At 66.9% G+C, this 22,126-nt stretch carries 20 protein-coding genes; 17 read left to right on the top strand and 3 right to left on the bottom strand.

The features are described from left to right. Positions 1–26: 26 nt before the first annotated feature. From lpxB to D000_RS0108020, 3 genes are read right to left on the bottom strand one after another with little or no spacing between them, the layout of a single operon-like run. Positions 27–1,205 (bottom strand): lipid-A-disaccharide synthase, encoded by a 1,179-nt coding sequence (gene lpxB, locus D000_RS0108010; RefSeq protein ID WP_018873014.1) that lies wholly within the window; start codon positions 1,203–1,205, stop codon positions 27–29. A 43-nt stretch (positions 1,206–1,248) separates the two neighbouring features. Further along, on the bottom strand, positions 1,249–2,346 hold the full coding sequence (locus D000_RS0108015) for a DegT/DnrJ/EryC1/StrS aminotransferase family protein (RefSeq protein WP_018873015.1): 1,098 nt from the start codon (positions 2,344–2,346) through the stop codon (positions 1,249–1,251). Next, positions 2,343–3,356, bottom strand: a complete 1,014-nt coding sequence (locus D000_RS0108020) for a Gfo/Idh/MocA family protein (RefSeq protein ID WP_018873016.1) — start codon at positions 3,354–3,356, stop codon at positions 2,343–2,345. The genes D000_RS0108015 and D000_RS0108020 overlap by 4 nt, the downstream gene beginning before the upstream one ends. A gap of 119 nt (positions 3,357–3,475) precedes the next feature. Between D000_RS0108020 and rnhB the strand changes: the two genes are divergently transcribed. The 17 genes from rnhB to glpK all read left to right on the top strand — a co-directional run bounded on the left by rnhB (position 3,476) and on the right by glpK (position 22,118). Beyond that, complete coding sequence (rnhB, locus tag D000_RS0108025) at positions 3,476–4,084, top strand: ribonuclease HII (RefSeq protein WP_018873017.1); 609 nt, start codon at positions 3,476–3,478, stop codon at positions 4,082–4,084. Next, positions 4,081–7,554, top strand: coding sequence for a DNA polymerase III subunit alpha (gene dnaE, locus D000_RS0108030; protein WP_026279850.1), 3,474 nt, complete (start codon positions 4,081–4,083; stop codon positions 7,552–7,554). The genes rnhB and dnaE overlap by 4 nt, the downstream gene beginning before the upstream one ends. A 138-nt stretch (positions 7,555–7,692) precedes the next feature. Then, a complete protein-coding gene (locus D000_RS0108035; RefSeq protein ID WP_018873019.1) occupies positions 7,693–8,658 on the top strand; it encodes an acetyl-CoA carboxylase carboxyltransferase subunit alpha in 966 nt (321 codons plus the stop codon). Next, entirely contained in the window at positions 8,633–9,940 is a 1,308-nt protein-coding gene (tilS, locus tag D000_RS0108040) for a tRNA lysidine(34) synthetase TilS (protein ID WP_026279851.1), read from the top strand. Before D000_RS0108035 ends, tilS begins: the two co-directional genes overlap by 26 nt. Before the next feature lie 102 nt (positions 9,941–10,042). Next, a complete protein-coding gene (locus tag D000_RS0108045) occupies positions 10,043–10,762 on the top strand; it encodes an ABC transporter substrate-binding protein (protein WP_018873021.1) in 720 nt (239 codons plus the stop codon). Next, a complete protein-coding gene (locus tag D000_RS0108050) occupies positions 10,755–11,348 on the top strand; it encodes a SiaB family protein kinase (protein ID WP_018873022.1) in 594 nt (197 codons plus the stop codon). Before D000_RS0108045 ends, D000_RS0108050 begins: the two co-directional genes overlap by 8 nt. Further along, a complete protein-coding gene (locus tag D000_RS0108055; RefSeq protein ID WP_018873023.1) occupies positions 11,348–11,740 on the top strand; it encodes a DUF1987 domain-containing protein in 393 nt (130 codons plus the stop codon). Before D000_RS0108050 ends, D000_RS0108055 begins: the two co-directional genes overlap by 1 nt. Before the next feature lie 23 nt (positions 11,741–11,763). Then, on the top strand, positions 11,764–12,606 hold the full coding sequence (locus tag D000_RS0108060) for a GGDEF domain-containing protein (RefSeq protein ID WP_018873024.1): 843 nt from the start codon (positions 11,764–11,766) through the stop codon (positions 12,604–12,606). Beyond that, positions 12,606–14,285, top strand: coding sequence for a PP2C family protein-serine/threonine phosphatase (locus D000_RS0108065; protein WP_018873025.1), 1,680 nt, complete (start codon positions 12,606–12,608; stop codon positions 14,283–14,285). Before D000_RS0108060 ends, D000_RS0108065 begins: the two co-directional genes overlap by 1 nt. A gap of 105 nt (positions 14,286–14,390) precedes the next feature. After that, positions 14,391–16,058 (top strand): CTP synthase, encoded by a 1,668-nt coding sequence (locus tag D000_RS0108070; protein WP_018873026.1) that lies wholly within the window; start codon positions 14,391–14,393, stop codon positions 16,056–16,058. A 65-nt stretch (positions 16,059–16,123) separates the two neighbouring features. Further along, on the top strand, positions 16,124–16,966 hold the full coding sequence (gene kdsA / locus D000_RS0108075; protein ID WP_018873027.1) for a 3-deoxy-8-phosphooctulonate synthase: 843 nt from the start codon (positions 16,124–16,126) through the stop codon (positions 16,964–16,966). A gap of 111 nt (positions 16,967–17,077) precedes the next feature. Further along, positions 17,078–18,355 (top strand): phosphopyruvate hydratase, encoded by a 1,278-nt coding sequence (gene eno, locus D000_RS0108080; RefSeq protein WP_018873028.1) that lies wholly within the window; start codon positions 17,078–17,080, stop codon positions 18,353–18,355. Between the two features lie 190 nt (positions 18,356–18,545). Further along, entirely contained in the window at positions 18,546–18,947 is a 402-nt protein-coding gene (gene ftsB, locus D000_RS0108085; RefSeq protein ID WP_018873029.1) for a cell division protein FtsB, read from the top strand. Beyond that, complete coding sequence (gene ispD, locus D000_RS0108090; RefSeq protein WP_026279854.1) at positions 18,940–19,686, top strand: 2-C-methyl-D-erythritol 4-phosphate cytidylyltransferase; 747 nt, start codon at positions 18,940–18,942, stop codon at positions 19,684–19,686. The genes ftsB and ispD overlap by 8 nt, the downstream gene beginning before the upstream one ends. Then, positions 19,683–20,183 carry a 2-C-methyl-D-erythritol 2,4-cyclodiphosphate synthase gene (gene ispF / locus D000_RS0108095; protein WP_018873031.1) on the top strand — a complete coding sequence of 167 codons (501 nt, stop codon included), beginning with the start codon at positions 19,683–19,685 and terminating at the stop codon, positions 20,181–20,183. The genes ispD and ispF overlap by 4 nt, the downstream gene beginning before the upstream one ends. 20 nt (positions 20,184–20,203) lie before the next feature. Further along, entirely contained in the window at positions 20,204–20,572 is a 369-nt protein-coding gene (locus D000_RS0108100) for a VOC family protein (RefSeq protein ID WP_018873032.1), read from the top strand. A gap of 28 nt (positions 20,573–20,600) precedes the next feature. Beyond that, positions 20,601–22,118: a glycerol kinase GlpK gene (glpK, locus tag D000_RS0108105; RefSeq protein ID WP_018873033.1), complete on the top strand. Its 1,518-nt coding sequence runs from the start codon at positions 20,601–20,603 to the stop codon at positions 22,116–22,118. Positions 22,119–22,126: the final 8 nt, after the last annotated feature.

Consider the following 22,126-nt stretch of genomic DNA (forward strand, 5'->3'; position numbering starts at 1 on the left):
CCGGCGTGGCCGCTCCGCCGTCGCGGTCAGTCCTCGTTCGCGGTGACGGCAGTCGTGTCCTGGAGGTGTCCGTACAGCAGCATCTCCCGCGCCATTTCCGCCACCCGCTGGTCGGCGCCTCCGGAACCCAGCCGTTCCCGTACGTGCCCGAGACGCTCGCGCATGCGCTCAAGATCCAGCGGCTGATCCAGCAGGGTGGCCGCATCGGCCGCGAGGCGTTCCGGCTGGGCATCCTTCTGCAGATATTCCGGAACCACCCGTGACCCGGCCACGATATTGACCAGCGCGATGTCCTTTACCTTGACCAGCCGCGAGAAGACCGCATGGCTGAGCGCGCCCATGCGGTAGAACACCAGCATGGGGGCCCGCAGCAGGCCGGCCTCCAGGGTGGCCGTGCCGGAGGCGATCAGCAGCAGGTCGGCACCGGCCATCAGGGAATGGGTTGCCGCGTCGCCGCCCACGAAGTGCAGGCGCAGGTCCTGTGCGGATGCCAGTGCGGCGAGGCGTTCTGCGGTCACGCCGGGCGCGAGGGAGACCACGAATTCGAGGTCGGGGTGGCTACGGCGCAGGCGGAGCGCGGTTTCCACCAGCAGCGGCCAGTGGCGCTTGAGTTCCCCGCTGCGGCTGCCCGGCAAGAGGCCAACGATACGGGTATCACCGGGCAGCCCGAGACGCTCGTGGACGGGGATCCTGGGCGGTTGCACGCGGTCGACCAGCGGGTTGCCGACGTAGCGCACCGGGATACCGGCCTGCCGGTACATCTCGGTTTCGAACGGGAACAGGACGGCCATCGCGTCCACGCAGCGACGAATACGCCGGATGCGACCGGGACGCCAGGCCCAGAGCTGGGGGCTCACATAGAACAGGACGCGGATGCCCAGGCGGCGGGCATGGGCCGCCAGGCGCAGGTTGAACTCGACGTAGTCCACCAGCACCAGCAGGTCCGGTCGGGTGGCCTCCAGGTGGGTGCACATGCGCCGAAACAGGCGCCGAAGGCGCGGATAGTTGACCAGCACGTCGACCAGGCCGACCACAGCCAGTTCTTCGACATCGATCAGCGTCTCCACGCCGGCGGCGCGCATCTGGGTGCCGCCCATGCCGCTGTAGCGCAGGCCGGGTTCGAGGTCACCCAGCGCGTGCACCAGGCCGGCGGCGAGCGCGTCGCCGGAACTTTCGCCCGCGCAGATGACGACGTGTCGGCTCATCGCCGCCAGTGGCACGTCACCGGCCCGGAGGGCAGAGCCGGGTTCACGCGAGGGCGTCGCGGATGGTGCCGCAGATCATGTCGATAGTGGCGTCCTCGAGCTCCGGGAAGATCGGCAGCGACAGGCAGCGGGCCGCGACCGACTCGGTAACGGGCAGCGAGGCCGGACGGTTGGCGAGATCGGCAAAGGCCTTCTGCTGGTGCAGCGGGACCGGATAGTAAATTGCGTTGGCGATGTCGGCCGCCTTCAACGCCTGCATGATGGTGTCGCGATGGTCACTGAGCAGGGTGTACTGGTGATAGACGTGCACCCCGATACCGTCCTCGAACGGCACCTCTACGGGCAGGCCGGCGAGTCCGTCGCGATAGCGTGCGGCGACGCGGCGGCGCTCGGCGTTGTAGGTGTCGATGTGCGGCAGCTTCACGCGCAGGATGGCCGCCTGCATCTCGTCCAGACGGCTGTTGTAGCCGATCTCGTCGTGATAGTAGCGTTCGCTGGAGCCATGGTTGCGCAGGCGCCGCAGGGTCTCGGCCGAGGTCGGGCAGCTGGTGGTCACCAGGCCGCCGTCCCCGAACGCCCCGAGATTCTTGCTGGGGAAGAACGAGAAACACCCGAAGGCGTTGCCGGCCCCGGTCTGCACGCCATCCACGGTCGCGCCGAAGGACTGGGCGCAGTCCTCCACGATCATCACCTTGTGTGCCTTGGCGATCGCCTCGAGGCGCGGCATGTCGGCCGGCTGGCCGAACAGGTGCACGGGCAGGATCGCGCGCGTGCGTTCGGTGATCGCCGCCTCGACCTGATCCGGGTCGATGTTGAAGGTGCGCGGGTCGATGTCCACGAATACCGGGTCCGCACCGACGTAGCGAATGGCCTCGGCGGTGGCGATGAAGGTGAACGGGGTGGTGATGACCTCGTCGCCAGGACCAATGCCGGCCGCCGCCAGCGCCAGGTGCAGGGCGTCGGTGCCGGAGGCGCAGGTGATCGCATGGCCGACTCCCAGGTACGCGGCCAGCTCCTGCTCCAGGGACTGTACGTTGGGTCCGAGGATGAAGCGGGCCCCCTGGAGCACGTCCTCTAGCGCGGCATCGATTTCGGGGCGCAGGGTCTGGTACTGGCGCTGCAGGTCGACCATCGGGATCACGGCTTGACTCCTGTTGGGTTGGCGTCGAGGTGGCTGTGCGGACCGTCGGCCCGGCTCATGATGTTGAGGTTTTCGTAGACCAGATCGGTGATGCGGCTGGCCGTTTCCAGGGCACGCTGCCCGTCGCGGCCGCTGACCACGACCGGCCCCTGGCCGCGCACCGCGGCCACGAAGGCCTGGATCTCGGCCAGCAGGGCATCGGCCGCATCGAACACGCTCTCGTCGCGGTGGATCGCCGGGGCCCCGGTCGCCGGATCCGGCTCGCCGATGTGGTTCAGCGACAGGATGCGGTTCTGGAAGTCCACCGAGGCGTAGGCGTGCGACTGGAAGATGCGCATCCGCCGCTCGGTCTTGGTGCTGACCCGGCTGGAGGTCACGTTGGCCACGCAGCCATTGGCGAACTCGAGGCGCGCATTGGCGATGTCGATGTCCTGGGTCAGCACCCGCGCGCCGGAGGCGCGGATGTCCGCGAGCGGGGCATCCACCAGCGACAGGATGATGTCGATGTCGTGGATCATCAGGTCCAGGACCACGGAGACGTCCGTGGCGCGCGGGGTGTACGGCGCGAGTCGGTGCGATTCGATGAAGCGCGGATGCAGCGGGCTCTCGGTCAGGCGCCGCAGGGCGGCGTTGAAGCGCTCGAGGTGGCCGACCTGCAGCACGACCCCCTTGTCCTCCGCGATCCGGTTCAGGGCCTCGGCCTGCTCCAGCGTCGCGGTAATCGGCTTTTCCACCAGCACATGGCAGCCCGCTTCCAGGAAGTCGCGGGCGATATCGAAATGCAGGGTGGTCGGGGCCGCGATGGACACGGCGTCGACCTTGCCGAGCAGGGCGCGGTGATCGGTCTCGGCGGCACAGCCGTGTTCAGCCGCGATGCGGGCGGCGGTGTCGGCGTCGGCATCGACCACGGCCACCAGTTCGGTGTCGGGCAGGGCGGCGTATTTGGCGGCATGCCATTTACCGAGATGGCCTACGCCGACGGCGGCGCAGCGTAACGGGGTTTGGGACATGGGTAGGCTCGGGTTCGGAGGGGGTGTGCTAGGATTTTCGGCGCTATTGTAACGGATCGCGGGCGCGGCGCATGGTCGCGGGCGATCAATGGTCTGCAGTTCACCGTTGTGGGGTATTCATGTCCGGAATCGAGGCGGGCCAGCGGTACGTGGCCGGCGTGGACGAAGTAGGGCGCGGGCCGCTGGCCGGCCCGGTTGTGGCCGCAGCCGTGATCTTGCCGGAGGACTATGCGGGGGTTGGCCTCGCGGACTCCAAGAAGCTCGGCGTTCGCCGGCGCGAGATCCTGGATCGGCAGATCAGGGCCGATGCGCTGGCGTGGTCGCTGGGGCGGGCCGAGGCCGCGGAGATCGATGAACTGAATATCCATCGTGCAACCCTGCTGGCGATGCAGCGCGCGGTCGCGGGGCTGACCATCGCGCCTGCCCATTTGCTGGTGGACGGGCGCTTCACCCCCGAAGGCCCCTGGAGCGCGGAGGCGATCGTCGGGGGTGATGGCTCGGTGCCCGCGATCAGCGCGGCCTCCATCATTGCGAAGGTGGCGCGCGACGCCTGGCTGAATGAGCTGCACGAGGTCTACCCGGAGTACGGCTTTGACCGCCATGCCGGTTACCCCACCCCCGCGCATCGCGAGGCTCTGGAACGCCTGGGGCCCTGTCCGCAACACCGGCGCAGCTTCGCGCCTGTGGCCCGGGCCCTGGCGGCCGCGGACGCGGTGACCGGGCGATGACTACGACCTCACCTGGATTCGTGCATCTGCGGGTGCATTCCGAGTACTCGCTGGTGGACGGTCTGGTGCGGCTGAAGCCGCTGGTCCGGGCCGTGGCGGAGGCCGGCATGCCGGCGGTTGCGGTGACTGATCACTGCAACCTGTTCGGGCTGGTCAAGTTCTATCGTGCGGCGATTGCACAGGGCGTGCAGCCCATTATTGGCGCCGATGTACTGGTCCGCGATGCCCGGGCCGATGGCAGCCTGGCGCGGATGACGCTGCTGGCGCAGAACGATCCCGGCTACCGCAACCTGACTCGCCTGATCTCTCGGGCCTGGCAGGAGGGTCAGGAGAAGGGCATCCCGCGCGTGGACTGTGCGTGGCTGGATGCCGCCGCCGAGGGCCTGATCGCGCTGTCCGGAGGGATCGACGGCCTGTTCGTGAGCGGGACGGGGGTTGCCCGTGCCCTGCTGGCGGAGGATCTGGAACCGTGGATGCGGCGCTTTCCGGGGCGTTTCTACCTGGAACTGGTGCGCAGTGACCGGCCCGGTGAGGAGGCCTGGATCGAGCAGGCCCTGGCGGCCGCCGAGGCCTTTGATCTGCCGGTCGTGGCGACGAACGATGTGCGGTTTCTGCGTTCGGAGGATTTCGAGGCGCACGAAGCGCGTGTCTGTATCCACGATGGCGTCACCCTGGATGACCCGAGGCGTCCGCGCCGCTATTCCGAGGCGCAGTACCTGCGATCGCCCGCGGAGATGGCGGAACGCTTCGCGGATATCCCCGAGGCGCTGGCCAACAGCGTGGCCATTGCGCGGCGCTGCAGTGTCCGGCTGACGCTGGGGCAGTCGGTTCTGCCCGATTTCCCGGTGCCCGAGGGATCCACGGTGGAGGATCACCTGCGCGTCACCTCCGCGCGCGGGCTGGAGGCGCGGCTGGAACGCTTCTGCTTTGCGCCGGTCGAGGACTACCAGGCACGGCTCCAGCGCGAGCTGGACGTGATCTGCCAGATGGGGTTTCCCGGGTACTTCCTGATCGTGGCCGATTTCATCCAGTGGGCCAAGGACAACGCGATCCCGGTGGGGCCTGGTCGTGGCTCCGGGGCCGGATCACTGGTGGCCTATGCGCTGGGTATTACCGACCTGGATCCATTGCGTTACGAACTCTTGTTCGAGCGGTTTCTGAACCCCGAGCGGGTCTCCATGCCCGACTTCGATGTCGATTTTTGCATGGAGAAGCGCGATGACGTGATCGATTACGTGGCCGCGCGTTACGGCCGCGACAAGGTCTCGCAGATCATCACCCACGGCACCATGGCGGCCAAGGCGGTGGTGCGCGATGTCGGTCGCGTCCTTGGGCATGGCTATGGTTTCGTGGACCGGATCGCCAAACTGATCCCGTTCGAGCTGGGCATGACCCTGGAGAAGGCCCTGACCGAGAGCGAGGAGCTCAAGGCCCTGTATGACGAGGACGAAGAGGTCCGGGCGATCATCGATCTCGCGCGCAAGCTCGAGGGGCTGACCCGCAATGCCGGCAAACATGCGGGTGGGGTGGTCATCGCGCCGTCCGCGCTGACCGATTTCTCGCCACTGTACTGCGAAGATGATGGCGGCTCGCTAGTGACCCACTTCGACAAGGACGACGTCGAAGCGGTGGGGCTGGTGAAGTTCGACTTCCTCGGTCTGCGCACCCTGACCATCATCGACTGGGCCGTGCAGAACGTTCGCAAGATGGATGCCTCGACCCTGGTGGATCTTGACGCGATCCCGCTGGATGACCCGGCGACCTTCCAGTTACTGAAGGATGCCCAGACCACGGCGGTGTTCCAGCTCGAATCCGGGGGCATGAAGGAGCTGATCAAGCGCCTGCAGCCCGACAGCTTCGAGGAGATCATCGCCCTGGTGGCGCTGTATCGCCCGGGCCCGCTGCAGTCCGGCATGGTGGACGACTTCATCGACCGCAAGCACGGTCGGGCCGAGGTCAAGTATCCGCACCCTGACCTGGAGCCGATCCTGCAGCCAACCTACGGCGTGATCCTGTACCAGGAGCAGGTCATGCAGATTGCCCAGGTGCTGGGGAACTACACCCTCGGCGGCGCGGATCTGCTGCGCCGCGCGATGGGCAAGAAAAAACCCGAGGAGATGGCCAAGCAGCGGGCGATTTTCCTCGAGGGGGCCCTTGGCCGCGGGGTCGACGAGGGGGTCGCGACCTACATCTTCGACCTGATGGAGAAGTTCGCGGGCTACGGCTTCAACAAGTCGCACTCCGCCGCCTACGCGCTGGTGGCGTACCAGACCGCCTGGCTGAAGGCGCATTATCCCGCGCCGTTCATGGCCGCCGTGCTGTCCGCCGACATGGACAATACAGACAAGGTCGTAGGCCTGATCGAGGAATGCCGCAACATGGGGCTCGCGGTGCTGCCCCCGGACGTGAACCAGTCGGACTACCGCTTTACCTGCAAGGATGCGCAGACGGTGGTGTATGGACTCGGCGCGATCAAGGGCGTGGGCGAATCGGCCATCGACACCCTGCTGCGGGCCCGCGCGGACGGGGGTGGCTTTCACGGGCTGGTCGATCTGTGCCAGCGCGTGGAGCTTGGCAAACTGAACAAGCGAGTGCTGGAGACCCTGGTCCGGGCCGGGGCCCTGGATGCGATCGGCGTCAACCGCGCCACGCTGCTGAAGGATATCCCGATGGCGGTAGCGGCGGCGGAACAGACCGAGCGCAACGCCAGTCTGGGGGTGGTCGATCTGTTTGGCGATCCCGCGGCCGCGGTCATCCCGGAAAGTGAAACCCTGCCGGAGATGGAAGATGACGACCGTCTCCGCGGTGAAAAGGACACGCTGGGGCTGTACCTGACCGGCCACCCGGTGGAGCGCTATCGCGCGGAGCTGCTGCGCCTGACCGGCACCACGTTGCAGGCACTGGAGGCGAAACTGGAGGAGCGCCCGGACGAGCCCCAGGGCCAGAAGTGGCGCGGCAAGCAGGAGAGTGTGCGCATCGCCGGCCTGATCGTCGCGGTGCGCCTGCGCAATACCCAAAGCGGCCGCATGGGGATCATCACCCTGGACGATCGCAGCGGGCGGGCCGAAGTCATGCTGTTCAATGACGACCTGGCACGTTACAAGGAGCTGCTGGAGCCGGATGCCCTGCTGGTGGCGGAGGGACCGGTCGCGCTCGACGAATACGCCGGGGGCATCCGCATGCGGGCGCGTGCCATCCACAGCCTGGACGAGGCGCGGGCACAGTGGGCGCGCGCCCTGCACCTGTGCCTGGAGGGCGTGGTGCCGGAGCAGGTGAGTCACCTGCGCGGGCTGATGGAGGCCCATCGCGAGGGGCCTTGCCGGGTCCACATGTGCTATCGACGCGAGGATATGGAGGCGGACATCAGTCTGCCCGAGGGCTGGACCATCCGTCCCGACGAACGCCTGCTGCGGGGCATCCAGCAGTCGCTTGGCCCGGGCTGCGAGGCCCGCGTACTGTACGGGCACTAGGCGCAATCGGCATCGGGTTCGCGGGCCTGTCGCACGGACGAAGATGCGCGGGTGCACCTGCAACGCAGCGACGATCGTCGCAATTGGTTACAATTCGCGTCCTTCACCGGTATCCACAACCAGTCTTCGGGACCCTGCATGAATCCGGATTTTCTCGACTTCGAACAGCCCATTGCCGAACTGGAGGCGAAGATCCGTGATCTGCGCTATGTCGGCGACGACGCCGAGGTCAATATTCAGGAGGAGATCCAGCGCCTGGAGGACAAGTGCCGCTCGCTGACCGAGAGCATCTTCGCCAAGCTGTCTCCCTGGCAGGTGGCGCAGATGTCGCGTCACCCGCGCCGTCCCTACACGCTGGATTATATCCCCGAGCTGTTCGACGAGTTCGAAGAGCTGCACGGTGACCGCGCCTATGGCGACGATCCGGCGATCGTCGGTGGCGTGGCGCGTCTTGATGGCCGGCCGGTGATGCTGATCGGCCACCAGAAGGGTCGGCAGACCCGCGACAAGATTCACCGCAATTTCGGGATGCCGCGGCCGGAGGGTTACCGCAAGGCCTTGCGTCTGATGGAAATGGCCGAGCGCTTCCACCTGCCGGTCCTCACGTTTATCGATACCCCCGGTGCCTATCCGGGCGTCGGGGCGGAGGAGCGTGGCCAGAGCGAGGCCATTGCGCGCAATCTCCGGGTAATGGCCCGTCTCGATACCCCGATCATCGCCACTGTGATCGGTGAGGGCGGTTCCGGTGGTGCGCTTGCGATTGGCGTGGGTGATGCCACCCTGATGCTGCAGTACTCGACCTACTCGGTGATCTCGCCGGAGGGCTGCGCCTCGATCCTCTGGAAGAGCGCGGAGAAGGCATCGGATGCTGCCGAGGCACTGGGCATTACCTCGGAGCGCCTGAAGGAGCTCGGGCTGGTCGACCGTATCGTGCCGGAGCCCCTGGGCGGCGCCCATCGTGACCCCGAGGCCATGTCTGCGCGCCTGCGCACGGCACTGCTGGACACCCTGGTCGGCCTTGAGGGGCTGGATCCGCGCAAGCGTCTGGATCGGCGCTATCGCCGACTCATGGATTACGGTGCCTTCCAGGAAGCCGCCTCCTGACCCGCGCGCGGCGGCGGACGACCCCGTCGTCGCCGCGCTCCGCGACTTTCTCAAGCCTGCTTCGGGCCCGCGCCGGGTCCGCGTTGCCTTCAGTGGCGGCCTCGACTCGAGCGTGCTGTTGCACGCCGCGACACGACTGGGTGTCGCGGGGCTGGAAGCCATGCATGTGGACCATCGCCTGCGACCGGATGCGCCGCTGCAGGCCGAGCACTGTGCGGCCATGGCCGGAGCGCTGGGCTGTCTGTTTCAGTTGCGGGTGCTGGCGCCACTGGACCGGACGGACGGCGGGCTCGAGGCGGCCGCGCGCAAGGCACGCTATGCCCGGTTGCGCGAGGGCCTCGGTGCGGACGACCTGATCCTGACCGCGCAGCATGCCGACGATCAGGCCGAGACCTTTCTCCTGGCGGCCCTGCGCGGCAGCGGTCCGGACGGGCTGCAGGGCATGCGCCCCCGGCGCCGTGAGGGCGCAACCTGGCTGGGACGGCCCTTCCTGAACCTGCCGCGCGCGGCACTGATCGAGTATGCGCAGCGCGCGCACCTGGACTGGTACGACGATCCCAGCAATCGTGATCTGCGCTTTGACCGCAACTTCCTGCGCCATTCGGTAATGCCGCGGCTGCGCGAGCGCTTTGGCGGCAGCGCGGGGCTGGCGCGTGCCGCGGCGTGGCAGCAGGAAGCGGTGGCCCGGCTGCGCGCCCGGGATGCCGCGCGCCTGCCAGCGCCAGATGATATGGCCCGGCCATGGCTGGAGCTCGATCGCCTGCGCCCGCTGCAGGCCAGCGAGCAGCGCGGCCTGCTGCGGCAGTGGCTGCGCCAACAGGGGCTGCGGCCACCGGGGCACGAGCGCCTGCAGGAGTTCCTGCGTCAGGTGCTGGCCGCCAGCCCGGATGCCTCGCCCTGTGTGGCATGGGACGACGGCTGGATGCGGCGGTATCAGGGTCGGGTATACGCCGGGCCGGGTCCCGCGACGGCAGCGGACGCCGAGCCGCCACCCGATCACCTCTGGCCTGTGGAGCAGCGGGAATTCGTCCTGCCCGATGGCCGCTGCCTGAATCGTGACATGCTGCCGGCCCTGGGAGTGGAGCGGGACGCGGCCCTGACCGTTAGCTATCGGCGCGGTGGTGAGCAGGTGCTTACGGCGGGCGGCCGGCGCAGTCTGAAAAAGCTCCTGCAGGCCCGGGGGATCCCGCCCTGGGAGCGCCAGCGGATCCCGCTCCTGCGCCGGAGTGACGGCGAGCTGGTGGCCGTGGTCTGGCCGGAGATGGCTAACGCCCGGAGTTGACGGGCACGCAGGATCCGACGATTCTTGGGGCGTATTCATGGTCTTCCGGGTGAGCGGCACGTGACAGGTTTCGCGGCACAGTGCGGACGAAGGGGTATCGGGATGCTTGCGGCCGGTCTGCTGCTTGCCTCGCCACTGGCGGCGCAGTCGCTGGTGCTGACCACCGAGAGTTACCCGCCTTTTAATTTCGAGACCGATTCCGGAGAGCTGGACGGAATCTCTGTCCGGGTGATGGACGTGCTGCTGGAGGCCGCGGGCGTGGAGGCGGATATCCGCCTGTTGCCCTGGAGCCGTGCGTACGCCGAGGCCCAGGCGGAGCCCGGTACCTGCGTCTTCTCCACCACGCGTACCGAAGAGCGCGAGGACCTGTTCACCTGGGTCGGTCCGCTGGTGGACAACGAATGGCACGCGTTCGTACTCGAGGACTCCGATGTGGACGCCGAATCGCTGGAGGATCTCCAGCGCTACCGTGTTGGAGGCTACCGTGATGATGCCGTGGCGCTGTTCGTGGAGGCGCAGGGCATCGCGGTGGACACCGCCCCGAATGACCGCCTGAATGCACGCAAGCTCGCCGCCGACCGGATCGATGTCTGGGTCAGTGGCGAATACCTGGCGCCCTGGTATGCCCAGCTGGAGGGGATCGGGGAACTGCGTTCGCTGTTTGCGTTCAACGACACGGTGATGTCGCTGGCCTGCCACCCGGACACCGACCGCGCCCCGCTGGACCGAATGCAGGAAGAACTGGACGCCATGCGCTCCGACGGGCGTTACGCGGCGATCCTGCAGGATGTGCTCGAGAGCAATGGAGGGGTGCATGAGTGAGGCAGCAGCCGAGGCCCGGACGGATTCCCCGGCCCTGATCGCCGAAGAGGTGCTGGGCTTTCAGCGCAACATGGCGCGCCGCGGCATTATCTTCTCGTTCACCGGATACATCTCCGAGGGCATCCTGAAGGCCCTGGGCGATGCCCTGCGCCAGAAGATTCGACTCGAATCCACCGACAACAAGACCGTCAACCGGGTGTTTTCGGTGTTCGTGGAACAGGTGCAGAACATCATCCGCTACTCCGCGGAGCGTATCGAACACGATGACGAACCCCCGGTTGAGCTGAGCTCGGGGATGATTACCGTGGGCTCGGAGAACGGCCGCTTCTTCGTGATCTGCGGCAATGTGATCGGACGCAAAGATGCCGACGTGCTGGCTGGCCGGCTGCGCGAGCTCGCCGCAATGGACAGCGCCGAGCTGCGGCGCTTCTACAAGGAGAAGCTGCGGGAACCGCCGGACGAGGGCAGCAAGGGTGGCAGTATCGGCCTGATCGAGATCGCGCGGCGGGCCAGCGAGCCGATCCAGTTCGATTTTCAGCATATCTCCGATGCGCAATCCTACTTTGTTCTCAAGGCCTATATCTGATGGCAGTCGTCGAATCGATCCAGCACGAGGCAACCGATCGGACCCCAGCAGTCCTGTTTGATTTTGGTGCGGGGCAGTACCGGCTCTCGGGCGAGTCCTATCCGGAGGATGCGGCCAATTTCTATGGTCCCCTCACCCTCGGGCTGCGTCAGGCGCTGGAGGACCGGGTCAGCGACGAGGTGGAATTTACCGTCGAGATGATCTATTTCAACAGCTCCACCGCGAAGGCCCTGATGAACATGTTCCAGATTCTGGAAGATGCGGCCGAGTCCGGCGTGGGCGTGCGGATCAACTGGTGTTACCACGAAGACGACGAGACCATGGAGGAGTTCGGCGAGGACTTTTCCGAAGACTTTGTGCACGCTGACTATCGAATGTGCCCGCAGTCATGAGTGCTCCCTCCCGCGATAATCCGATGGACCCGACCCAGCGCACACAGAAGACCCAGGAGGTCGAGAGCCTGGCCGACTTTTCTCTGTTCGAGCAGGAAAAGGCGGTCATGCAGCGCTCCGAGCAGATGCTCGAGGCCCTGGATGCCGTCGCGGACGGGGTGAAGGTATTGGCCAAGGCCTACTCGGAGAGCTACCGCGCCCAGCGGCGCATGATGCGCATGAGCGATCGCATGCAGGCGGACCTGCAGGATGCAAACCGCCAGTTGCGCGAGCAGGCGGAACACCTGGCCCAGCTCAACAACGCGCTGTCCGACGAGGTGCGCGAGCGCGAGCGCCTGACCGCGGAGCTGGAACGGCTCGCACTGGAGGATGCGCTGACCGGGCTGTTCTCGCGCCGGCGTGTGATCGACTGCGTCGAGGGCATGGCCGAAGGCGTTGGAGAGCAGTCGCAGACGCTGACCGTGATGATGCTGGATCTGGACGACTTCAAGACCCTGAACGACACCCATGGCCATGCCGCCGGGGATTTCGCCCTGGAGAGCTTCGCCGAGATCCTGCGTGGCGAGCTGGGTGCGGAGCAGTATGCCGGCCGCATGGGTGGTGAGGAGTTCCTGGTGGTCGCGGCCGATCTGGACTGTGATGCCGCCGTTGCACTCGCGGAGCGCATCCGCAGCGCGGTGGAAAATGCCTCCTTGCACTGGAAAGGCGAGCCGCTGTCGCTCGCGGTTTCCATTGGCCTGGTAGTCACCACCGACCCGTGGCCGAACGCCGGAGAGCTGGTAGCCCTCGCGGATGATCTCCTTTATCGCGCCAAGAACGAAGGCCGCAATCGCGTGATCGTGCAGATGCGCGGCCAGTGCGGGTGATGGCTGCCGGCACCCGCCGCCGAACCCGCAGTCTGGTTGCCAAGCTGGCCGTTGCCACCCTCCTGGCGGCGCTGGCTCTGAGCCTCCTGAGCAGCGCCTACGTGATTGCCTCCGACTGGAATGCCTTCCGCGCCGAGACCTCGGAACAGATGGACCGGCTGCAGCGCCTGGTCGAGCCCCCTGCGGCCGAGGCCGCCTTTCAGCTGAGCGCAGACCAGGCCGATTCCCTTGTGCAGGGGCTTCTGGTCTTCGAGGAAATCCGCCAGGTGGAGATCCTCGACGACTTCGGCAATACCCTGGCGAAGGATTCCCGCGAGGGCGACGGCGAGGCGGCCGACTGGGCCCTCTGGCTGTTCGGCGACCTGCAGACCCACGAACGCGATCTGACCCATCCCGGGACCCGTGGCAATGTACAGGGCGTAGGACAATTGCGCGTGGAGCTTGACCCCGGCGTGCTGGGGCGGGTCTTTGTCGCAAGGCTGCAGACCGGGGTGGTGACCAGCGTGACCCAGGCCGTAATCGTCTCGGTCGTGGTGGTGCTGCTGTTCTATGTGCTGATGCTGCGGCCGATGCTGCGCATTTCCCGTGCGGTCGCGGACACCGACCCGGACCAGCCCGCGCAGTGGCCCATGCCGCGGCTGGGGCACCACGAGAACGACGAGCTCGGGGCCCTGGGCCGGTCGCTCGACCGTCTGTTGCGGGCGTTCCAGGAAGGACTGGATGCGCGCGACGGGGCGCGCGGCGAACTGAAGGCGCTGAACGCGGACCTGGAACGGCGTGTGGAGGAACGCACCCGCCAGCTGGAACGGGAGAAGGCGGAGACCGAGCGCGCTATGGCCCAGGTGGACGAGGCCAACCGCGAACTCGAGCGCAGCAACCGGCTGGTGGTGGAAAGCATCCGCTACGCACGCCGCATCCAGACTGCGATGCTGCCGGACAAGCATGCCCTCGACGCGCATATGGACGAGGTGCAGATCTTCTGGGAGCCGCTGCATCTGGTCGGGGGCGATTACTTCTGGGTCGAGTCCATCGAAGGCCGCAGTATCCTGGTGGTGGCGGACTGCACCGGGCATGGCGTGCCGGGGGCCTTCATTACCCTGGTGGTGGCCTCGGCACTGGACCGCATCCTGCACGAACACCGGCTGCTGGAGCCGTCCGCGATCCTGCGCGAGATGGACCGACTGGTGCGCTCGCGGCTGCGTCAGGATGGTCAGGATTCGGACTCCGACGATGGCCTCGAGGCCGCCGTCTGCGTGTACTGCCCGGATGATCGCAAGCTGCTTTACGCCGGGGTGGGGCTGCCATTGATGATCGACAACGGTGGTGAGGTCGAAGAGATCCGCGGCGTTCGTGGCGGACTCGGGTACCGCAGCCTGGAGCCGGCCCAGCCGGTGGATCACGAGATCGCTGTGGAGCCGGGCATGGAATTTTTCCTCATAACCGACGGCGTTCACGACCATGTCGGCGGCGAGCCGCCCCGGCTGTTCGGCCGCCGGCGTCTGCGGCGCGTGCTGGCGGAGAAGAGCGGGCGCGACCTGTCGGCCAAGATCGATGCCGTGGTGCGGGTGCTGGAGGATTACCGGGACGGCGAACCGCGTCGCGACGACATGACGCTGGTCGCCTTTCGGCCGCTGTCGAGCCAGTCGCCAAACGGGCGTTTGCCCGCGCCCTCCGATTGAGCGGGGGCGGGCGCTCTGGTACTCTCTGAGGCGTTTTCCGCCGACTCGAAGCACGCCTAGCGCAGCCCGGGTCCGGTGCCGGTCAGTCGCAGCCAGGTTTCCCGCATGACGCGTTTTGTTTTCATTACCGGAGGCGTGGTCTCGTCTCTGGGCAAAGGCATTGCATCCGCCTCGCTGGGCGCGATCCTTGAGGCCCGCGGCCTCAAGGTGACGCTGCTCAAGCTGGACCCCTACATCAACGTGGACCCGGGCACGATGAGCCCGTTTCAGCACGGCGAGGTGTTTGTCACCGATGACGGCGCCGAGACCGACCTGGATCTGGGGCACTACGAGCGCTTTGTGCGCATCCGCACCTCGCGCCGCAACAATTTCACCACGGGTCAGATCTACGAGAACGTAATCCGCAAGGAGCGGCGCGGCGACTATCTTGGCGGCACCGTGCAGGTGATTCCGCACATCACCGACGAGATCAAGCGTTCGATCCACGAAGGGGCGGGCGATGCCGATATCGCGCTGATCGAGATTGGCGGCACCGTGGGCGACATCGAGTCGCTGCCGTTTCTCGAGGCGATTCGGCAGATGGGCGTGGAACTGGGCCGCGAAAACGCGTTGTTCATGCACCTGACCCTGGTCCCCTACATCGAGGCAGCCGGCGAGATCAAGACCAAGCCGACCCAGCACTCGGTCAAGGAGCTGCGCTCCATCGGCATCCAGCCGGATATCCTGCTGTGCCGTTCCACGCAGGCGATTCCCGAGGGCGAGCGGCGCAAGATCGCGCTGTTTACCAATGTCGAGGAGAAGGCGGTCATCTCCGCGGTGGATGTGGACAACATTTACAAGATCCCGCTGTGGCTGCATTCGCAGAAGCTCGACGAGATCGTGCTGCGCAAGCTGCACATCGAGGCGCCGCAGGCGGATCTTTCCGACTGGAAGCACGTGGTCAATGCCATGGAGTTCCCCGAGTCGGAGATCACGGTCGGCATGATTGGCAAGTACGTCGATCTGACGGAATCCTACAAGTCGGTGAACGAGGCGCTGACCCACGCCGGAGTTCAGGTGGGTACCCGCGTGCGGATTCGCTATCTGGACTCGGAGAAGCTGGAGGGTGCGGATAGCGAGGCCGCCGGCGAACTTGAGGGCCTTGACGCGATCCTGGTCCCGGGTGGCTTTGGCGAACGCGGCGTGGAGGGAAAGATCGCGGCCGTGCGCTACGCCCGCGAACAGAACGTGCCGTATCTGGGCATCTGCCTGGGGATGCAGGTGGCGGTGATCGAGTTCGCCCGCGATGTCGCCGGGCTCGAAGGGGCGCACAGCACCGAATTCGCGCCGGATACCCCGCATCCGGTGATTGCGCTGATCACCGAATGGCAGGACCAGGAAGGCCGTATCGAACGCCGCGACGCCGACAGCGATCTTGGCGGGACCATGCGCCTGGGGGCTCAGAACGCACGACTGACCCCAGGCTCGCGGATTGCCGAGGCGTACGGGCAGGAGCGTATTCAGGAACGGCACCGCCATCGCTTCGAATTCAATAACGCCTATCGCGAACGCCTGGAAGCCGCCGGGCTGCGGATCTCCGGCGTATCGGAGTCCGGCGAGCTGGTGGAGGCCGTCGAGCTGAGCGGGCATCCCTGGTTTGTGGGCTGCCAGTTCCACCCCGAATTTACCTCCACTCCGCGTGACGGCCACCCGCTGTTCACCGGGTTCGTACGCGCGGCGCGGCAGTTCCAGGACAGCCGTGAGCAGGAACCCACCTCGGCCCTGGCGGAATAGACCGGGCCAACCGACGTAGCGGCACCCGGCCCGAGAGCGGCCGGGGTCGCAGGACAGGACAGAACATGCAGCTTTGCGGATTTGAAGTCGGGCTCGATCAGCCCTTTTTTCTGATTGCCGGCCCCTGTGTTATCGAGTCGGAGGCGATGGCGCTGGAGACCGCGGCGGCACTCAAGACCATCGCCGATGACCTCGGTATCCCGTTTATCTATAAATCGTCCTTCGACAAGGCCAACCGCTCTTCCACCCGCAGCTTCCGCGGGCTGGGCATGGCGGAGGGTCTGCGCATCCTCGACAAGGTGAAGTCGGAGATCGGGGTGCCGGTGCTGACCGATGTACACGAGGATACTGCACTGGACGAGGTGGCCAGCGTGGTGGATGTGCTGCAGACACCGGCGTTCCTCTGCCGCCAGACCAACTTCATCCAGAACGTGGCGCGCCAGGGGCGGCCGGTCAACATCAAGAAGGGCCAGTTCCTGGCGCCCTGGGATATGGGCAACGTGGTGGACAAGGCCCGCGAGGCGGGCAACGACCAGATCATGGTCTGTGAACGCGGCGTTTCGTTCGGATACAACACCCTGATTTCCGATATGCGCGGGCTGGCCCAGATGCGCCAGACCGGCTGCCCGGTGGTGTTCGACGCGACCCACTCGGTGCAGCAGCCGGGCGGGCAGGGCGCGAGTTCCGGCGGTCAGCGCGAATATGTCCCGGTGCTGGCGCGGGCGGCCATTGCGGCCGGCGTGTCGGGTGTGTTCATGGAGACCCATCCGGACCCGGAACGCGCCCTGTCCGACGGCCCGAACGCCTGGCCGCTGCCTAAGATGGCGGAGCTGCTGGGAACGCTGAAGGCGCTGGATGTTGCCACCAAGGGCCAGCCGTTCGCGGAGGCAGAATACGGTCTCGGCTAGGACGAAACTGAGCGCGATCCGCGCGGTTCCAGAGCGCGCGGCGCCAAAACAACGAATTCGATAAAGCGTCCCGGGCGGGCCCGCCCGGGCGGGTATTTTCAAGGAGAGAGCATGTCCCAGATTGCGGAGATTACGGCCCGCGAGATCATCGACTCGCGCGGCAACCCGACCGTAGAGGCTGATGTTGTCCTGGATTCCGGCGCCATGGGGCGCGCCGCGGTACCGTCCGGTGCATCGACCGGCGCGCGCGAGGCACTGGAACTTCGGGACGACGAGGCGCGCTATGGCGGGAAGGGCGTCCTGAAGGCCGTGGGTCATGTGAATGGCGAGATCCGTGATGCCCTGCGCGGCATGGAGCTCGACCAGACGGCGGTGGACCGGCGCATGCTGGAACTGGACGGCACCGAGAACAAGTCCCGCCTGGGCGCCAACGCGCTGCTGGCCGTCTCCATGGCGACCTCGCACGCACTGGCGGCGGACCGCGAACAGCCGCTGTTCGAGACCCTTGGGGGCGCGGACGCCACGCTGCTGCCGGTGCCGATGATGAATATCATCAATGGCGGTGCCCACGCGGACAACAGCGTGGACATGCAGGAATTCATGATCCTTCCGGTAGGTGCCGACTCGGTGCGCGAGGCGGTGCGCTACGGCGCCGAGGTGTTCCACGCGCTGAAGAAGGTGCTGGCCAAGCGCGGTCTGGCGACGGCGGTGGGCGACGAGGGCGGTTTCGCCCCCGATCTACCGTCCAATGCCGCCGCCATCGAGGTGATCCTCGAGGCCATCCACAACGCCGGGTTCAAGGCGGGCGAGGACATCTGGATCGGGCTGGACTGCGCCAGTTCCGAGTTCTACCGTGACGGGCGCTATCACCTCGACTCCGAGGGCAAGGCCTTCACTGCGGACGAGTTCTCCGACTACCTGGCGCACTGGGTGGACCAGTACCCGATCCTGACCATCGAGGACGGGATGGCCGAGGATGACTGGGCAGGCTGGAAGACCCTGACCGATCGCCTCGGCGGCCGCGTGCAGCTGGTGGGTGACGACCTGTTCGTGACCAACACCCGCATCCTGCAGGAAGGGATCGACAAGAACGTCGCCAACTCTATCCTGATCAAGCTGAATCAGATCGGCACCGTGACCGAGACGCTGGAGGCCATCGAGCTGGCGCGCCAGGCGAACTACACCGCGGTGATCTCGCACCGATCCGGCGAGACGGAAGACGTCACCATTGCCGATCTGGCGGTGGCGACCCGGGCCGGGCAGATCAAGACCGGTTCCCTCTCGCGCTCCGACCGAGTGGCGAAGTACAACCAGCTGATCCGGATTGAGGAACACCTGGGTTCGCGTGCGAGCTATCCCGGTATGTCGGCGTTCACGTTCGGTCGTTAACGCCGCGCGCAGACGTCCCTGGCCGGTGCAGTGCGGGCAGCCTGTGGGGCGGTTCCTGTCCCCGCGCGTTTCGGGCTCGTAGAATGCCGGGCATGGTGGTGGATGGCGCAATGGTGCGGATTCCAGCACCCGGACCCCATGCGGGTTGCGGGTGCCGTCGTGCTGTATGCGGTCAGCCGGTGGTGCGCTGATGCGCGTCCTGCTGGCGGGGCTGGCCGTGGTCTTCCTGCTGCTGCAATGGCCCCTGTGGCTGGGCGAGGGGAGCTGGCGCGACGTGCGCGAGCTGCGTGCTCAGGTGGAGCGCCAGTGGGAGGCGAATGCCGAACTGGAGCAGCGCAACCAGGCGCTGGAGGCCGAGGTACGCGATCTGCGCAGTGGCACCGAGGCGGTAGAGGAACGCGCGCGGCGCGATCTCGGCATGATTCGCGACGACGAGGTCTTTTTCTTCGTGGTCGGCGAGGACGAACCCGCGCGGTTGCAGGTGGAGCCACTGCCGGGGCCGGCGCGGGAGGTCACGCCGGGGACCCAGGCTCCGGAGGACGCCGAGCCGGCAACCGATACCCTGCCACCCGAGGACCCCTTTGATGGCTGAATCAGCGCAGATGGCGGAACGCGAGCCGGTATTCTGGGCGCTGATACCGGCAGCCGGAATCGGTCGCCGCATGGGCCTGGATCGCCCGAAGCAGTACCTCACCCTGGGTTCTCGCACCATCCTTGCGCATACCCTGTCCATCTTTCTGGAGCATCCGCGCATCCGTGGTGTGGTGCTGGTGCTGGGCCCGGATGTGGACCCGGATGCCCTCGACCTGCCCCTTGCCGGGGGGCGCCTGTTCCGCGTGGCCGGGGGTGCGGAACGCGCGGATTCGGTGCAGAACGGCCTCGATTTCCTGAGCGAACGCGCCCATGGCGATGATTGGGTGCTGGTGCACGATGCTGCCCGGCCCTGCCTGCCGGCGAGTGACGTCGATCGCCTGCTGCGCGAGCTGCGCGACGATCCGGTGGGCGGGCTGCTGGCCTGCCCCAGTACCGATACCATCAAGTGGAGCGATGGTGCGGGTCGCGTAGAGCACAGTCTGGAGCGGGAGCGGGTGTGGCGTGCGCTGACCCCCCAGATGTTCCGTCTCGATATGCTGCGTCGCGCCAATGCCCAGGCCCGTTCCGGCGGGCACGCGGTGACCGACGAGGCCAGCGCGATCGAGTATCTTGGCGAGCACCCGCGGCTGATCGAGGGCTCGGCGATGAATATCAAGATTACCCGCGCCGAAGACCTGGAGCTCGCGCGGCTCTATCTGATGCAGCAGGGGCGACTGGACGGAGGGTACCGGCCATGAGCGCATTGCGGATCGGTCAGGGGTTCGATGTGCACGCCTTCGGTAAGGGCGACGACCTGGTGCTGGGGGGCGTTCGCATCCCGTTTGATCGGGGCTTCGTGGCGCATTCGGATGGCGACGTACTGTTGCATGCGGTCTGCGATGCGTTGCTGGGGGCTGCGGCCCTGGGCGATATCGGTCAGCATTTTCCCGACACCGATCCGCAGTTTCGCGGGGCGGACAGCCGCATGCTGCTGCGGGAAACGGTGCGACGGGTCGCGCAGGCCGGCTGGCGCGCCGTAAACCTGGACGCCACGGTGATCGCGCAGGCCCCGAAGATGGCGCCGCATATCGCGGCCATGCGGGCCAATATCGCGGCGGATCTGGGACGGCCGCTGGAGGTGGTCAGCGTGAAGGCCACAACCACGGAACGCCTGGGCTTTACCGGGCGCGGCGAGGGGATTGCGGCGCAGGCCGTGGTGCTGCTGGAGCCGGCCTCGGGGCTGATGGCGGTATGACGGCTACGGCGGCGCATCGGATGCAGGGGCTGGATCACGCCAGTCTGGTCATTGCCGAGCTGCCCCGGGCACAGCATTTCTATGAAGATTTACTCGGGCTCGTGCCGGTCGCACGGCCCGATCTGGGCTTTCCCGGCTTGTGGTACGACCTGGGGCGGGGGCAGACCCTGCACCTGCTGGGCGGACCCAACCCAGACCCGGTGGAGCGCCCGGTGCGCGGCGGCCGCGACCGCCATCTGGCGCTGCGGGTGCAGGGCCTGGACGGCCTGCTGGCGCGACTGGAGGCCGCCGGGTTTGCCGCGGACCGAAGCCGTTCCGGGCGCCCGGCCGCCTTTGTCCGCGACCCGGACGGCAACACCATCGAGCTGATCGAGTCCGTGCCGGGCTGATGCGGACCGTGGCATTTCCTTGAGTCTCATGGCGTCGGGCGACTACATCCTGGCTCTGGACCAGGGGACGACCAGCTGTCGGGCCTTGCTGTTCGACCGAGAGGGACGGATCGTCGGCCTGGCGCAGAAGGAATTCACCCAGCATTTCCCCGAGCCGGGCTGGGTGGAACACGATGCGATGGAGATCTGGGCGACCCAGATCGGAGTGGCGCGCGAGGTCCTGGAACGCCAGCGCGTCGAGCCCCGGCAGCTTGCGGGTATCGGGATCACCAACCAGCGCGAGACAACGGTGGTGTGGGAGCGGGCGACGGGGCAGCCGATCCATCCCGCAATTGTCTGGCAGGACCGGCGCACCGCCGCATTGTGCGACGAACTGATGGCGCAGGGGCTTGATGGCCTGATCCGCGCGCGCACAGGGCTGGTCACCGATGCCTATTTTTCGGCAACCAAGCTGCGCTGGCTGCTGGACCACGTGGACGATGCGCGTGAGCGGGCCGAACGTGGCGAACTCGCCTTCGGCACCATGGACAGCTGGCTGGTCTGGAACCTCACCCGCGGTGAGCGGCACGTGACCGATGCCAGCAATGCCGCCCGTACCATGCTCTACAACATCCACGAGCAGCGCTGGGACGACGAGCTCCTGGCGGCGCTGGAGATCCCGCGTGCGCTGCTGCCGGAGGTGGTGGATTCCAGTGGCGTCGTGGGTGTGACCGGGCGCGGGCTGTTTGCCGGTGCGCGGTTGCCGATCGCCGGCATGGCGGGGGACCAGCATGCGGCACTGTTCGGGCAGACCTGCTTCGAGCGTGGCATGGCCAAGAACACCTATGGCACCGGCTGCTTCCTGCTGATGCACACCGGAACCGAACCGGTAACCTCGAACGCAGGGCTTCTCACCACCATCGCCTGGTCACTGGATGGGCAGGTCGAGTATGCCCTGGAGGGCTCGATATTCATTGCCGGTGCGGCGATCCAGTGGCTGCGCGACGAGCTGGGGCTGATCGCAACCGCCGAGGCGTCCGAATCCCTTGCCGCGCAGGTGCCCGATGCGGGCGGTGTGTACGTGGTGCCGGCCTTTGCCGGGCTCGGGGCCCCATACTGGGACATGTACGCCCGGGGCGCGATTTTCGGCCTCACCCGGGGCACGGGCAAGGAGCATATTGCGCGGGCCACGCTGGATGCCCTGGCCTATCAGACGCGCGACGTCATTGATGCGATGGTGGCCGACTCCGGCGTGGCGCTGGATACCCTGCGGGTGGATGGCGGCGCGGTTCGGAACGATCTGCTGATGCAGTTTCAGGCCGACATCCTGGGCGTGCCCGTCGAGCGTCCGGTGGTCACCGAATCCACAGCGCAGGGGGCAGCCTATCTGGCCGGACTCGCGCTCGGTTTCTGGGATCAGGCGACACTGCGCGAGAAGGCGCAGCTGGATCGCGTGTTTGCCCCGCAGATGAGTTCGGCCACGCGCGAGCGCTATTACCGGGGGTGGAAGAAGGCCGTCGAGCGCACGATGGGCTGGGCGCGGGACGATCAGGGAGCGGCCGACTGAAACGCGCG

This window comes from Thioalkalivibrio sp. ALJ16 (assembly GCF_000377345.1).
In the GTDB taxonomy this organism is placed as follows: domain Bacteria; phylum Pseudomonadota; class Gammaproteobacteria; order Ectothiorhodospirales; family Ectothiorhodospiraceae; genus Thioalkalivibrio.

Coding starts and splice junctions, on each gene's coding strand:
- lpxB (WP_018873014.1), bottom strand. CDS start 1,205: ATGAGCCGACACGTCGTCATCTGCGCGGGCGAAAGTTCCGGCGACGCG.
- D000_RS0108020 (WP_018873016.1), bottom strand. CDS start 3,356: ATGTCCCAAACCCCGTTACGCTGCGCCGCCGTCGGCGTAGGCCATCTC.
- rnhB (WP_018873017.1), top strand. CDS start 3,476: ATGTCCGGAATCGAGGCGGGCCAGCGGTACGTGGCCGGCGTGGACGAA.
- dnaE (WP_026279850.1), top strand. CDS start 4,081: ATGACTACGACCTCACCTGGATTCGTGCATCTGCGGGTGCATTCCGAG.
- D000_RS0108035 (WP_018873019.1), top strand. CDS start 7,693: ATGAATCCGGATTTTCTCGACTTCGAACAGCCCATTGCCGAACTGGAG.
- D000_RS0108045 (WP_018873021.1), top strand. CDS start 10,043: ATGCTTGCGGCCGGTCTGCTGCTTGCCTCGCCACTGGCGGCGCAGTCG.
- D000_RS0108050 (WP_018873022.1), top strand. CDS start 10,755: ATGAGTGAGGCAGCAGCCGAGGCCCGGACGGATTCCCCGGCCCTGATC.
- D000_RS0108055 (WP_018873023.1), top strand. CDS start 11,348: ATGGCAGTCGTCGAATCGATCCAGCACGAGGCAACCGATCGGACCCCA.
- D000_RS0108060 (WP_018873024.1), top strand. CDS start 11,764: ATGGACCCGACCCAGCGCACACAGAAGACCCAGGAGGTCGAGAGCCTG.
- D000_RS0108065 (WP_018873025.1), top strand. CDS start 12,606: ATGGCTGCCGGCACCCGCCGCCGAACCCGCAGTCTGGTTGCCAAGCTG.
- D000_RS0108070 (WP_018873026.1), top strand. CDS start 14,391: ATGACGCGTTTTGTTTTCATTACCGGAGGCGTGGTCTCGTCTCTGGGC.
- kdsA (WP_018873027.1), top strand. CDS start 16,124: ATGCAGCTTTGCGGATTTGAAGTCGGGCTCGATCAGCCCTTTTTTCTG.
- eno (WP_018873028.1), top strand. CDS start 17,078: ATGTCCCAGATTGCGGAGATTACGGCCCGCGAGATCATCGACTCGCGC.
- ftsB (WP_018873029.1), top strand. CDS start 18,546: ATGCGCGTCCTGCTGGCGGGGCTGGCCGTGGTCTTCCTGCTGCTGCAA.
- ispD (WP_026279854.1), top strand. CDS start 18,940: ATGGCTGAATCAGCGCAGATGGCGGAACGCGAGCCGGTATTCTGGGCG.
- ispF (WP_018873031.1), top strand. CDS start 19,683: ATGAGCGCATTGCGGATCGGTCAGGGGTTCGATGTGCACGCCTTCGGT.
- D000_RS0108100 (WP_018873032.1), top strand. CDS start 20,204: ATGCAGGGGCTGGATCACGCCAGTCTGGTCATTGCCGAGCTGCCCCGG.
- glpK (WP_018873033.1), top strand. CDS start 20,601: ATGGCGTCGGGCGACTACATCCTGGCTCTGGACCAGGGGACGACCAGC.